Genomic DNA, 13,886 nt, shown 5'->3' on the forward strand with positions numbered 1-13,886 from the left:
CCCACGAAACAAGGCTCCGAGAACGAAACTCTTGAAACGTGTCAAGAACTGCGCCATGATGAGGAGGACCCCGGACACAGTTCCACTTCCCAGGCCTGGGCCGACAGGCCCGCCCCCTCAGGAGTTTTTATGAGCATCACCGTTGGTGCACCAACGTTCGAACACCACCGCCAGGCCCTCGGCACCGGCGTCGCCGCGCCACGGATCTCCTGGAAGACCCAGGCACCTGCGGGTTGGACCCAGGCCGCCTACGAGGTACGGGTGGACCGCGGGGGCACCGTTGACTCGCCACCGTCAGTCGGCTCGGCCGATTCGGTCCTGCAGCCCTGGCCTTCTGCGCCGCTCGGCTCCCGCGAGCAGGCAACCGTCCGGGTCCGGGTCACCGGTGCGGACGGCACGCGCTCGGAGTGGAGCGAACCGGGCACTGTTGAGGCGGGGCTGCTGGAGCCCGGCGACTGGCAGGCGATGGCGATCGGCGCAGGCTGGGAGGAGGATCCAGCGTCGGACGAACGGCGGCCGCCACTGCTGCGCCGCGAGTTTACTGTGGGCGGCGACGTCGCCTCTGCGCGGCTCTACGTCACGGCCCACGGCCTCTACGAAGTCGAAATCAACGGTCGGCGCGTGGGCGACGACGCCATGTCACCCGGCTGGACCACCTACAACCATCGGCTCCGGTACTACACCTACGACGTCACCGGCCATCTCGCTGCCGGTGCGAACGTCATCGGATCCTGGCTCGGGGACGGCTGGTACCGCGGGCGGCTCGGCTGGTACGGCGGCTTCCAGAACCTCTACGGCACCGACCTGTCACTGCTCGCCCAGCTTGAAGTCCGGTACCGCGACGGCTCGGTGGAGGTCATTGCCACGGATGGCTCCTGGCGGGCGGCGCCAAGTCCCATCGTCCGCAGCGGAAATTACGACGGCGAGCTGTACGACGCGCGGCTTGAGCTGGACGGCTGGTCCCGGCCCGGATTCGACGACGCCGGCTGGCACCGTGTTGTCGCCGCCCACCGCAACCCCGCCACGCTGGTGGCTCCGGAGGGACCCCCCGTCCGCTGCACGCAGGAGCTGACTCCTGCGGCGGTGTTGACTACCCCGGGCGGCAGGAAGGTCCTTGATTTTGGCCAGAACCTCGTGGGGCGCCTTCGCATTCGGGTTTCCGGCGAGGCGGGCAACTCAGTCCTCATCAGCACCGCGGAGGTGCTGCAGGACGGCGAGATCTATACGCGTCCGCTGCGCAGCGCGAAGTCGACCGACGAATACATCATGGCCGGCCGGCCGGACGAGGAATGGGAGCCGCGGTTCACCTTCCACGGTTTCCGCTATGCGGAGGTCAGCGGCTGGCCGGGCGACCTTGAGGCTGCCGTTGCCCGCGGCGACATCGTTGCCCGCGTTTATCACACCGACCTTGAGCGCACGGGCTGGTTCGAGAGTTCGAACCCCAGCGTCAACCGGCTCCACGAGAACGTCCTCTGGAGCATGCGGGGGAACTTCCTCGATATCCCCACCGACTGCCCGCAGCGGGATGAACGCGTCGGCTGGACCGGCGACATCCAGGTCTTCGCGCCCACCGCCTCGTACCTCTACGACGTCTCCGGCATGCTCTCGAGCTGGCTGAAGGACGTGGCGGCGGAGCAGCTTCCCGACGGAACGGTGCCCTGGTATGTCCCCGTTATTCCCGCGCACAAGATGTGGACTCCCATCCGGCCGGGGGCGGCGTGGGGCGACGTCGCAACGTTCACGCCGTGGACTCTGTACGAGCGCTTCGGCGACCCAGGGATCCTGGAAGCGCAATATGACAGCGCGAAACGCTGGGTGGAACTGGTGGAGCGGCTCGCCGGCCCCGACCGGCTCTGGAATGAAGGATTCCAGCTGGGCGACTGGCTCGATCCGTCCGCGCCGCCGCATGATCCGGCTGACGCCCGGACGGACCGGTACCTCGTGGCCACGGCGTACTTCGCCCGCTCCGCGGACCGGATGGCCCGCATGGCCGGGGTCCTGGGCCGGCCCGAAGACGGGGAACGGTTCGCCCGGCTGGCCGCCGACGTCCGCCGCGCTTTTGCCGCCGCGTATGTGCTCCCCGACGGACGCATGACCAGCGACGCCCAGACGGCGTACTCGCTGGCCATCGGCTTCGAACTGGTGCCCGAAGCCGAAATGGCCGCCGCAGGGCGCCGCCTCGCCGAACTGGTCGAGGACGCCGGGCACCGCATCGCCACGGGCTTTGTGGGAACGCCGCTGGTTTCTGATGCCCTCACGGTGACGGGACATGCGGACTCCGCCTACAGCCTGCTGCTGGAAGAACAGGCTCCGTCCTGGCTGTACGCCGTGATGCAGGGCGGCACCACGATCTGGGAACGCTGGGACAGCATGCTGCCCGACGGTACGGTGAACCCGGGCAAAATGACCTCGTTCAACCACTACGCCCTGGGAGCCGTGGCCGACTGGCTCCATCGCGTGGTGGCAGGCCTGGCGCCGGGCGCCCCGGGGTACCGGCACATCGTTTTCCGGCCGCAGCCGGGCGGCGGGCTCACCCACGCTTCCGCAGAACACGAGACGCCGTACGGACGGGCGGCCATCGCCTGGCGCATCGACGGCGGGACCCTGCGCGTGGACGTTACCGTACCCACGGGCGCGACGGCGACAGTGCAGCTTCCCGGGGACGGCGCCGTGGAGATCCACAGCGGTACGCATCACTTCGAAAGTGCGGCAGCCGCCGTCGACCGCGTTCCCGTGCCGGTCCGCGAAGCCTCCGCGATGTAGCCGGTGACGGCGGCGGGACCGAATCCCCGCCGCCGGACACCTCAGGCGAGAGTCGAGGCCCGGACCATCAGCTTCGGCTGGAAGACGATCTGCTTGGCGGACTTCGCGTCATTGGCGATGGCCGCATGGAGGAGTTCCACGGCTGCTATGCCGAACTCCTCATGGGGTGCCCGGACCGACGTCAGGGGAATCACCGAGGCTTCCGCGAACTCGATGTCGTCGTACCCCACGAGGAGGATGTCGGCAGGGACGTGCAGTCCGCTGTCCACCACAAGGCCGTGCATCAGGCCCAAAGCCAGGAGGTCATTGGCGGCGAAAATTGCCTCGGGCCTGCGCTCCGGTGAGCGTTTGGCGATCTCAATTGCGACCTCCCGGCCCACGGCGAGGGTCCGGCTGCCCACATTGATCACCTCAAGGGTGGCATCCACGCATTCGCGCACCGCCCGGCTGGCACCCTCGATCCGGTCCGAGATCTGCGGGACCCCCAGAGGCCCGCCGACAAAGGCGATGCGCCGCGCCGACTGCTCAATGAGATGCTTCGCTGCCAGGTATCCACCCATTTCATCATCCACCGACACGGAAGGCTGATCGCCGGCCAGGGCCCGCTGCCCCACAAGAACGCTCGGCGTGCCTAGCCTGCGGATGTGGGCCAGCCGGTCCTCTATAGGGCCATGCGATGCCACCAGCAGGCCGCGGACGCGGTGTGCCTGGAACATTTCCAGGTACGCGTCTTCCCGTTCCCTGCTCCTGTTGGAGTTGGCCAGGAAGACCGAGAGGCCGTCAGCCGCGGCGCGCTGCTCGACCCCCTCGGCAATGGTGGCAAAGAACGGGTTGCTGATGTCAGGCGCTATGTACGCGATCGTTGCGCTGCTGCCGCGGCGCAGCTGCGATGCGGCGTCGTTGCGGACGAAACCCAGTTCGTCGATGGCACGCTGGATCCGCTCGCGCTTCTCGGGGGACACCTTGTCCGGATGGTTGATGAAGTGCGAAACAGTGCCCTGCGCCACCTGCGCCAGCGCTGCGACTTCCCGGATCCCTACCCTTGAGGCCATGGCCTAGTAGAACTCGACGGTGTTGACCCTGTTCACGAGCGGCTCTCCGTCAAGGAGCCGGGTCGCGTTCGCGGCGAACAGTTCGGCGATGAGCCTTTCCTCGTCGTCGTTGATCGCCGCGGCGTGCGGGCTGATCAGGACGTTCGGCATTCCCCACAGCGGGCTGTCCGCGGGGAGCGGCTCGGTGTCAAAGACGTCGAGGGCGGCGAAGCCGATCCTGCCGTCAGCGAGTGCCTCCACCAGGGCAGGCTCATCCACTGTCGCTCCTCTGCCGACGTTCACGATCGTGGCCCCTGGCCTGACGCCGGCCAGGACGGCCCGGCTGACAATCCGGTGGGTTGCCTGGGTTCCCGGGAGGCAAACGACGATGGCGTCCGCCGTGCCGACGGCTTCTGCCAACTGTTCCATGGGGAAAATCCGTTCAATCCCTGGCACCTCCACCTGCCTGCGGTGGGCACCGATGACCCGTGCGCCAAGGGCCGCCAGCTTTGCCGCCACGGCCCGGCCGATGCCGCCAAGGCCCACCACGAGGACGGTCTGCGCTGACAGCTGTGCCACTGTGCGGCGCTCCCCCCACGTCCGGTTCCGCTGATCGGCCAGGAGCCTGCCGAGGTCCCTGGCGCCGGCCAGCACCCCGAATACCGCGAACTCTGCGAGCGGCTGGGCGTGGACGCCGCCTGACGTGGTGAAGGCAACGCGCTCCAGCTGCATCTGGCTCAGGCCTGCGGCCCGCACCTGCCCGCCGCCTCCGGCAGGCGTGGTGTGCACCCACAGCAGCCGCCCGTTGGCCTCAACCGCGCGTCTGAGCTGCGACGACGACTGGTCAGGCACGCCGTACAGCGCGTCTGCCGAGTCGATTAGTTCCTCAAACCGCGCCTGCTCCCGGGCGGTGCGCGTGAAGGTTTCGTCACCCCGGTGATCACCGGGATACCGCTGGGGCGGCAGCAGCGCCTGGTCGCGGACGACCTCCACGCGGGGTTCGGTCCGCTCAATCAGGCTGCACAGTTCCTCAGGCAGCGGGGTTGGCACAACAACGCGGAGGGTCTTCATGGGTCCACTCTAATTGAACAGCTTGACACGTTTCATTCCGCGGGCCGGGCTAAACCCCTACCCAACGCACCAGCCCCGGACTACACTCGGAAACCGAGAGTCCGTGCAGGCAGCCGGACGCCGGGAGGGATCGGAGGTGGTTTTGATGACTGTTACAGCCGCGCGCCCAGAGCGCCCCGCACCCATCAAACCAATCACCCCCGTCTCCAGCCTCCGCACCGCCTAAGGGCGCGCACCAACAGGCCGCTGCCCACCGGGCTGCGCCCCACCAGGTGCATGGGGACTTTTCCCGAGGACTCACCTTGAACAATTCGTCAGGCACCAGCCTGGACAGCTTTGCCGTATCCACTTCCAGCCACGACGGACCCGAAAATTACGGCTACTCCCCGTCCGTCGCCGAACACTTCGACACGCACCAATCCGAACACAACCGACACCACCGGCCGGGACGGGTGGTGCGCGTTGACCGCAACCTCGTCCTGACTGCCGTCGGCACGGAACTCCTCCACCTGCCCTACCCCCTCGACGCCGGCCCGCCGGTCACGGGCGACTGGGTCTGGATCGGGCCCAACCGCGCCGGCGACCGCCAGATCACCGGGATCCTGCCCCGCAGGTCCGAACTCAGCCGCAAGCGCGCCTTTGAAGACTCTTCGGAAGCGCAGGTCCTGGCCGCGAACATGGACGTGGTGGGCGTGGTGGTCCCGGTGGACCGGCCGCTCACGCACAACCGCCTGCAGCGCACGCTCGTTGCGGCCTGGGATTCCGGCGCGGTTCCGCTGGTGATCATCACCAAGGCCGATCTTGCGGACGTGGCGGACGACGTCGTCGGAAAGGTCATCCTGCAGGCGGCGGGCGTGGACGTGGTCACCACCTCGGCCGAGAACGGCGACGGGATCGATGCGCTGCTGGCGCACCTTCCGCCGCAGTGCACGCTGGTCCTCCTCGGCCCGTCGGGCGCCGGCAAGTCCACCCTCATCAACGCCCTCGTGGGCCACCAGGTCCAGCACACCGGCGAGGTCCGCTCCGGCGACTTCAAAGGCAAGCACACCACCACGTCCCGGGAACTCGTGCCGCTGTCCAACGGCGCCGTCCTCATGGACACCCCGGGCGTCCGGGGATTCGGACTGTTCGACGCCGGCGAAGGCATGGGCGAGATGTTCGCCGACGTGGAGGACCTGGCCAGCCGCTGCCGGTTCTCGGACTGCGCCCACCAGCAGGAACCGGGCTGCGCGGTTCAGGCGGCCCTGGCGGACGGGTCGCTCGATGAACGCCGCTGGCTCAGCTACGGGAAGCTCCAGCGCGAACTCGCCGCGCTGGCCCGCCGCACCGATGCGGCCGCCCGCCGCGCCTACCAGCGCGAGTGGCACCAGAAGGTGGTGGTGGCCGGGAAATCGCAGCGCTCCGCGGAGCGTGACAGTTCCGAGCGGCGGGAGGAACAGCGGTCCAAACGGAAGCGGCGCTGAGAGGGGCCTGATAAAGGCCGCTTCATATTGACGCGGGTCGGGAAAACCCTTCAGGTGCCAGCCTGCTTTGGGTAGGCTGAAAGCGCTTTCCCGACCCGCTCTTCCAGAACCCCCGCCATCCCGAAAGGGCCTCCATGAGCCACCGCTCGCCGTCGTTCCCGCTGTCCAGCGTCCGCCTTCTGCCCAGCGCGTTCAAGAATGCCCAGGACGTGGACCTCCGCTACGTCCTCAGCCTCGACGCCGACCGGCTGCTCGCGCCCTTCCGCCGGGAAGCGGGACTTCCGACGGCGGCACCCGGCTACGGCGGCTGGGAAGCCGACGGCCTGGACGGGCACATTGGCGGCCACTACCTTTCCGCCTGCGCCCAGCTCTTCGCGGCCACCGGCGATCCCCGCATCCGCGAAAGGCTGGACCACGTGCTCGGCGTCCTGGCCGAATGCCAGGCTGCGGCCTGCGACGGATACCTGGGCGGCGTACCAGGCGGCCGCAGGCTTGGCGAGGAACTGGCGGGCGGGACTGTGGACGCGGACCTGTTCACCCTGAATGGCCGCTGGGTTCCGCTGTACAACCTGCACAAAACCTTCGCCGGCCTGCTCGACGCCTACACCTACGCGGGATCCGCCCAGGCCCTCGCCATGCTGACCGGCCTGGCCGACTGGTGGCTGGGAGTCTCCGCAACGCTGGGCGACAACGCCTTCGAGGCAATGCTTCACTGCGAGTTCGGCGGGCTTAACGACACCTTCGCCGCGCTGGCGGACATCACCGGCCGCGACGATTACCTCCGCGAGGCGCACCGGTTTGCCCACCGCGCCATCCTCGACCCCCTGGCCGCCGGACGGGATGAGCTCGACGGGCTGCACGCCAACACCCAAATTCCCAAGGTGGTGGGCTACGCCGGGCTCGCCGCCACTACCGGCGACGCCGCCTCCACCAAGGCTGCGGACTACTTCTGGGACACCGTGCTCACGCGCCGCACGGTCTCCATCGGCGGCAACAGCGTGCGTGAGCACTTCCACCCGTCCGGTAATTTCGCGTCCATGGTCCAGGACGAGCAGGGCCCGGAAACCTGCAACACCTACAACATGCTCAAACTCGCCAAACTCCGCTTCGAACGCACCGGCGACCCCGCGGCGATCGACTTCTACGAGCGCGCCACGTACAACCACATCCTCTCCTCACAGCACCCGGAGAACGGCGGCTTCGTCTACTTCACCCCTATGCGGCCGGCCCACTACCGCGTCTACTCCAAGGCCCAGGAATCCATGTGGTGCTGCGTCGGGTCCGGACTGGAAAACCACGCCCGCTACGGCGAACTCATTTACAGCCACGGCCCGGATGAGCTCTCGGTGAACCTCTACATTCCGTCCGAACTGGACTGGGCAGCACACGGCGTACGCGTCAGGTTGGAGACGGACTTCCCCCGCTCGGACACCGCCACTCTGCACGTCACCGCCGACGCGCCTACCGCGTTCACGCTGCGCCTTCGCCGTCCCGGCTGGGCCGCGGGCATGGAGGCCGACGCCGGCGGGCAGCTTCTGGAAGCCGGGCCGGGGAGCCGGGAAATCGCCATCCGCCGGACCTGGGCAGGCGCCACCACCGTCACCGTCCGCCTGTCGGCCGAAGTGCGGGCCGAAGCGCTGCCGGACGGCTCACCCTGGGTCTCGTTCACCTATGGGCCGGTGGTCCTGGCAGCCCGCAACGGCGCCGACGGCGTCCCCGGCTTCGAGGCCCCGGACGAGAGGATGGGCCACGTCGCGTCCGGACCGAAGACTCCCCTTGCCGGCACCCCGGTGGTCACGGCACCAGCCCCACTGACGCCGTCGTACTCCTGGACCGCAAGACGCTCACGGCCGAACTGACCGCGGAGCTCGACGGCCGCCAGGTCAGCGTCCCACTGGAGCCGTTCGCCGGCATCCACGACGAGCGCTACACCGTCTACTGGCCCGCCGGGCCCTCGGCTGCGGAGGGCACCGCCGGGCTGGCCGCCCTCGACGCCGCCGCCGCCGGCGCCGCGGATGTCATTGACAGCGTCACCGCCGGCGAGCAGCAGCCCGAATCCGACCACCATTTCGCCGGGGAATCCACCCGCGCAGGCGGCAGCGAAGGGTTGCACTGGCGCAGTGCCACCGGCTGGTTCTCCTATGCGCTGGCCGGACCCGGAGATGCCCCGGCGGTGCTGCGCGTCAGGTTCCGCGCCGAGAGCCTCGACGGCAGGGGACACGAACTGCGCCTCGACGGCGTTCCGCTCGGCGAACCCGGCACTGCGTGGCGTAGCGTGGACGCGGACGTGCAGGATTTCGTGGTTCCCGCCGGGACCGCGGAGCCGCTCGTTTTCGCAGTCCATGCGCTGCCCGGGACGGCCACCGGCGACCTGCTGTCCGTCCAGCTCCTGCGGGGCGATGCAACGTTGTAAAATATCCGTGACAGGCCGCCCGGGCCTGGAACAGCATCAGGGGGAGGCAGGATGGCGGCAACGCTTCACGACGTGGCCCGCGTGGCAGGCGTGTCCTTCAAGACCGTCTCCAACGTGATCAACAACCATCCGCACGTCCGGGACACCACCCGCGCCAAGGTTGAAAAGGCCATTGCGGAGCTCGGCTACCGGCCCAACCTGACCGCCCGCAGCCTGCGCTCCGGGCAGACCGGCGCCATTACCCTGGCACTCCCCCAGCTGAGCCTGCCGTATTTCGCCGAACTGGCCGACGCCGTGATCGAAGCCGCCGCGAAGCATGGCCTGGTGGTGCTGATCGAACAGACCGGCGCCGACCGGACGCGCGAGCTCGAGGTCATGGCCAGCCCCCGGCTCAAGATGTCGGACGGCCTGATCTTCAGCCCCCTCGCCCTCGGCCAGGAGGACGCGGACCTGATCAAGGCTGACGTGCCGATCGTCCTGCTGGGCGAACGCATCTTCGGCAGCGCCTCGGACCACGTCACCATGCAGAACGTCACGGCCGCCCGGGCCGCCACCGAACACCTGCTGGACCTTGGGAAGAAACGGATCGCCGTCGTGGGCGCCCATGAAGGGGAAGTGATCGGCTCGGCCGGACTTCGCCTGCGCGGGTACCGGGAGGCGCTCGAAGCGCGGGGAATTCCGTACGACGACGGGATCGTCGCCTACGTGGTGGACTGGCACCGGTCCAATGGTGCGGCCGCCATGCATGACCTGCTGGACCGCGGCGCCGCCTTCGACGCCGTCTTCGGGCTCAACGACACCCTGGCCCAGGGCGCCGTTCGCGTCCTGCAGGAAGCGGGCTTCCGTGTCCCGGACGACGTCGCCGTGATCGGCTTCGATGACCTCGATGAAACCCGGTACACCCTGCCCACGCTCAGCACCGTCGATCCCGGCCGGACGGAAATCGCCGAGACCGCCATCCGGATGCTGATGGAGCGGATCAAGGACCCGAACGGGATGCCGCCCCGGGAGATCGAGACGGCGTTCCAGGTAGTGGTGCGCGAATCCACGGTGGGCTCAAGCGCGGCGTAGGCCACGGTGTGCCTGTGCCCGCCCCCGGGTTTGGCGTCAGCTCCTGGCCTGCGTGGCGTAGGCGGTGGCCGTCTCCCGAACCTGGTTCACGTAGGCATCGGACTGGTTGTAGGCATAGATCGCGTCAGCCCAACCTCGGTCCGTCACCAGATCCCGCCCGCCGCCGCACAGGTAAGCGGCAGCACTGACGGCGGCGTCGTCGATGTTGAAGGGGTCGGCGTTTCCGTCCCCGTTGCCGTCCCGGCCGGCGAACTTCCACGTGGAAGGGATGAACTGCATTGGCCCCACGGCGCGGTCCCAGTGGGGGTCGCCGTCGAGGGCACCTGCGTCCGTGTCGGCGATGGCGGCAAATCCGTCACCGTTGAGGCTCGGACCGACAATCGGCCCGGTGGCCTGTCCGGCGGCCGAGAGGCTTCCGCCACCGTACGTCCCGTGGGCTGACTCGACGAAGCCGATGGCCGCCACCGTGTTCCAGCCGATCCCGCACCCCGGGTTGCTCGAACTGGCGGCAGCGGCCGCGGTGGCATAGGCCTGCAGCGCCCGGGCGGGGATGCCCGTTTCGGCGGCCGCGCCAGCCAGCCACTGGCCGTCAACAACCCTCGTGACGTTCAGCGCAGGGGTGCTGGTGGTTGAGAGCACCTCAAGCCTGGCCGCGGACTGCGGCGGCGCGGGCAACATCACGGCCGCCGGCTGGCCGCCCATGCGGAGCGCCCAGAACAGAAAGCCGGTAATGACGCAAACGAGGACGACGCACAGTACGGCCATGCGCTTGAGGCGGAGCATGACTCATTCCTATCAAACTTGTGAGTCGCTTATATCCGCACGAAGATCACCCTTGGCCGCACAGGCACCGGAGGACCTTGCGTGGCAGCGGTCCGGTCAGGCCTTTTCAACCCATTGGGCGCGCCACTCGGGCGCGTCGAAGGGCTCACTCCAGTAGGCCGTTTCCTTGGCGATTCTGCCGTCCCGGAATTCGAAGATGAACACCGTTTCGTACTGCGGACCGGCGTAATCCAGCAGGGCCTCTGCGATCACCAGGTCCCCGCCGCTGGACATCCGCCGCGGGGTGATGGTGGGCAACTGCGGGAAGGCGTTATAGATGCCCCGCCGGTTCTCCGCGCCGCGCACGATTTCCCCGGATTGCGGCCAGTGCATCACCGCGTCGTCATGGAACAGCTCGTCCATGACCTCAATCCGGCGGTCGTTGATGCATGCGATCAGCCGGTTGACGACGTTTTCATTAGCGCTTGTTTCAACCACGGTGTTGACCTGATTCCTCGCGAGTTTTCCCTGTTCGGCCGGTGCTTCATTTCGGGTCATCCTAGCCCGACTCCGGTGGCGGCGGCAGGGCTGCGTCAGGGAAATCGCCGGCTGAATGCCCGCGCGCTCCTGCCCAGTTGCTTTTGGCGGCACCACCCGTAAAACGGTTTCCCCATCCGACACGCCGTGTCCTGACGCGGTCAACATGCTGCGGGCGGAAGCAACCGGGCAGGAACGCACGCAGGACCTACTCCCACCGCGCGGTTGGCCACCCGTCCTTCCATTCAAGGTCGGCCAGCCCCAGCCGGAACGCACCGTCGAGCTCCTCGGCGTAGTAGTGGAACGCGAGGGTGTCCCCGGAGACGGACTGGCCGCCCGGCCCCACGCGTCCGCCGTCGGTGGCCAACAAAGGCGTGCCGCCGCCGTCGAGCAGTTCCTTGCCCTCGGCATCCAGATACGGACCCGAGATGCTGTCCGACCGCCCCACGGCGATGTTGTACGTGCTCTCCAGCCCCTGGCAGCAAAAATCCCGCGAGAAGAACAGGTAGTACCTGCCGGCATGCGGCACGATGTAGGGCGCCTCGATGGCGTTCGGCGGCGCCTTCCGGTCTGCGATGGTTACCGGATCCCCCGGGCTGGCGCGCAACCCGGTGGGCCACTTGAGCTCCACGAGCTGCAGGCCGGTCCAGAACGAGCCGAAGGACACCCATGGCACCCCGTTTTCGTCCTCGGCGATGCCGGGGTCGATCGCATTGAACCTTTCCCCCTCGGAGGAAATCACTTGCCCGCGGTCCACCCATTCGTACGCGGGATCGGCGGGGTCCAAGGTGGTGTTGGTGGCCAGCGCGATCACGGAACGGTTCTTGCCGAACGTGGACGCCGAATAGTACAAGTACCAGGTGCCGTCGTGCCGGATGAGTTCCGGTGCCCACAGGTTGTCCACGCCAGGGACGGCGGCCTCCAGCCACGCCGGCTTCTCCTGCCAGACCTCGCCGGCGTACTCCCAGTCCACGCCGTCGTCGGAGCGGCGGACCTGGATGTTGCCGTCCGCCACCTGCCCATTGCCCGTGGAGTAGACGAACCACGGGTCCCCGTCCTCCCCTTTGACCAGGGCGGGGTCATGGGTGAAGAAGTCGCCGGTGAGGTCCGCTGGCCTTTCCTCGGGAGCCGGCGCCGCACCCGGAGAGGCGCCGCAGGCTGTCAGGACAAGGACGACGACGGCGAGCACCGCTGCCAGCCGCACTGCTGTCAGTCGAACAGCAGGGCGGCGGGCTGCGGGGCTTTTCGGCTGGGAAGGCACGTCAGCCAAGCGCGACGGCGGACCAGGACACGGGCGGCAGGGTCACCGTGAGCGTGCCCTCCTCCAGGACGGCGCCGTCGAGCTGCTTCAGGCCCACCCGGTCCTGGTCCTCGAGGGTGTTTTTGGCGTAGACGTCCGCATCGTGCAGGGTCACGGCCTCGGTGATCACCTTGGCGTTGAGGTCCGCGACGTTGATGGTGACATCGATCGCCTCGGTCTGGCTGCGGTTCACCAGGAAGAGGGCCGACTCGCCGGTGGCGGCGTCGGCGGTGGCCACGGCGTCCACCAGCGGGGCGTCGCCGTAGACCGCCGTTGTGTAGGTCCCGGCGTCGATGCGCGGGCGCAGCACCTCGCCGCGGGCCAGCCGGGAGGTGACGGAGAACGGGAAGAACGTGGTCTGGCGCCAGGTGTCGCCGCCGGGTTCGGTCATGATGGGGGCGATGACGTTGACCAGCTGCGCGAGGGAGGCCGCGGCCACCCGGTCGTGGTTCTTCAGGAGCGTGATCAGCAGGTTGCCGAACACCACGGCGTCGGCCACGGAGTAGGTGTCCTCCAGCTGGCGCGGCGCGTGGGTCCAATCCTCGTTGACCTCGTCAGATGCCTGGTGCTCGTCCAGGTACCAGATGTTCCACTCGTCGAAGGAAAGCTGGATGGTCTTTTTGCTCTTCAGCTTGTGCTTGACGTGGTCCGCGGTGGCCACCACGGTTTCGATGAAGTACTGCATGTCCAGCGAGGACGCGAGGTAGGAGCCAAGGTCGCCGTTGCGCTCCTGGTAGTAGGCGTGGCAGGAGATGTAGTCCACGTAGTCGTAGCTGTGCTCCAGGACCACACGCTCCCATTCGCCGAACGTGGGCATGGAGGACCCGGACGAACCGCACACCACCAGCTCCAGGTTCTTGTCCGCGGTTTTCATGGCGGACGCGGTGCGGGCCGCGATCTTGCCGTAGTCCTCCGCACTCATATGGCCGATCTGCCAGGGGCCGTCCATCTCGTTGCCCAGGCACCACATGCGGATGTTGTACGGGTCCTTGGCGCCGTTGGCGATGCGCTGGTCGCTGAGTGCGGTGCCGGAGGGGTGGTTGGTGTATTCCAGCAGGTCAAGGGCCGCTTCGATGCCGCGGGTGCCGAGGTTGACGGCCATCATCAGTTCGGAGCCGGTGAGCTCGCACCACCGGGCGAACTCGTCCAGGCCCACCTGGTTGGACTCGAGCGAGTGCCAGGCGAGGTCGCGCCGGACGGGACGCTGGTCGCGGGGTCCGACGCCGTCCTCCCAGCGGTAGCCGGAGACGAAGTTGCCGCCGGGATAGCGGATGGTGCTGGAGCCAAGCTCCTTGACGAGTTCGATGACGTCCAGCCTGAAGCCGTCCTCGTTGGCGGTGGGGTGGCCGGGTTCGTAGATGCCGTCGTAGACGCAGCGGCCCAGGTGCTCCACGAAGGAGCCGAAGATGCGGCGGCTGACGGGGGCAACGACGGCGGACCTGTCGATGGTGATGACGGTGGGTGCCACAACAGCC

11 protein-coding genes are annotated in these 13,886 nt (G+C 68.1%); 5 read left to right on the forward strand and 6 right to left on the reverse strand.

All coding sequences use genetic code 11. The annotated features are described in order from the left end of the window. Positions 1-129 precede the first annotated feature (129 nt). Positions 130-2,763, forward strand: a complete 2,634-nt coding sequence (locus ABV518_RS05405; protein ID WP_367765809.1) for a family 78 glycoside hydrolase catalytic domain — start codon at positions 130-132, stop codon at positions 2,761-2,763. 41 nt (positions 2,764-2,804) lie between these two features. On the opposite strand, the gene ABV518_RS05410 is transcribed toward ABV518_RS05405, so the two are convergent. Then, positions 2,805-3,815, reverse strand: a complete 1,011-nt coding sequence (locus ABV518_RS05410; RefSeq protein ID WP_367765810.1) for a LacI family DNA-binding transcriptional regulator — start codon at positions 3,813-3,815, stop codon at positions 2,805-2,807. Positions 3,816-3,818: 3 nt separating this feature from the next. Next, entirely contained in the window at positions 3,819-4,865 is a 1,047-nt protein-coding gene (locus tag ABV518_RS05415; protein WP_367765812.1) for a D-2-hydroxyacid dehydrogenase, read from the reverse strand. Positions 4,866-5,167: 302 nt separating this feature from the next. On the opposite strand from ABV518_RS05415, the gene rsgA reads away from it, so the two are divergent. From rsgA to ABV518_RS05435, 4 genes are all read left to right on the forward strand, one after another. Beyond that, the gene (gene rsgA / locus ABV518_RS05420) at positions 5,168-6,328 is read left to right on the forward strand and encodes a ribosome small subunit-dependent GTPase A (RefSeq protein WP_367765813.1); all 1,161 of its coding nucleotides are present in this window, start codon (positions 5,168-5,170) and stop codon (positions 6,326-6,328) included. Positions 6,329-6,462: 134 nt separating this feature from the next. Beyond that, entirely contained in the window at positions 6,463-8,187 is a 1,725-nt protein-coding gene (locus tag ABV518_RS05425) for a beta-L-arabinofuranosidase domain-containing protein (RefSeq protein ID WP_367765814.1), read from the forward strand. Positions 8,188-8,348: 161 nt separating this feature from the next. Next, on the forward strand, positions 8,349-8,741 hold the full coding sequence (locus tag ABV518_RS05430; RefSeq protein ID WP_367766151.1) for a DUF6805 domain-containing protein: 393 nt from the start codon (positions 8,349-8,351) through the stop codon (positions 8,739-8,741). A 51-nt stretch (positions 8,742-8,792) separates the two neighbouring features. Then, positions 8,793-9,812 (forward strand): LacI family DNA-binding transcriptional regulator, encoded by a 1,020-nt coding sequence (locus ABV518_RS05435; protein WP_367765815.1) that lies wholly within the window; start codon positions 8,793-8,795, stop codon positions 9,810-9,812. 36 nt (positions 9,813-9,848) lie between these two features. Here ABV518_RS05435 and ABV518_RS05440 read toward each other — a convergent pair whose 3' ends face one another. The 4 genes from ABV518_RS05440 to ABV518_RS05455 form a co-directional block, all read right to left on the reverse strand. Then, the gene (locus ABV518_RS05440) at positions 9,849-10,595 is read right to left on the reverse strand and encodes a lytic transglycosylase domain-containing protein (protein ID WP_367765816.1); all 747 of its coding nucleotides are present in this window, start codon (positions 10,593-10,595) and stop codon (positions 9,849-9,851) included. Between the two features lie 96 nt (positions 10,596-10,691). Next, positions 10,692-11,072 (reverse strand): nuclear transport factor 2 family protein, encoded by a 381-nt coding sequence (locus tag ABV518_RS05445; protein ID WP_367765817.1) that lies wholly within the window; start codon positions 11,070-11,072, stop codon positions 10,692-10,694. 247 nt (positions 11,073-11,319) lie between these two features. Further along, complete coding sequence (locus ABV518_RS05450; RefSeq protein ID WP_367765818.1) at positions 11,320-12,315, reverse strand: arabinan endo-1,5-alpha-L-arabinosidase; 996 nt, start codon at positions 12,313-12,315, stop codon at positions 11,320-11,322. A gap of 58 nt (positions 12,316-12,373) precedes the next feature. After that, on the reverse strand, positions 12,374-13,879 hold the full coding sequence (locus ABV518_RS05455) for an alpha-N-arabinofuranosidase (RefSeq protein WP_367766152.1): 1,506 nt from the start codon (positions 13,877-13,879) through the stop codon (positions 12,374-12,376). Between the last annotated feature and the right edge of the window lie 7 nt (positions 13,880-13,886).

The sequence above is a fragment of the Arthrobacter sp. HS15c genome (assembly GCF_040812005.1).
In the GTDB taxonomy this organism is placed as follows: domain Bacteria; phylum Actinomycetota; class Actinomycetes; order Actinomycetales; family Micrococcaceae; genus Arthrobacter.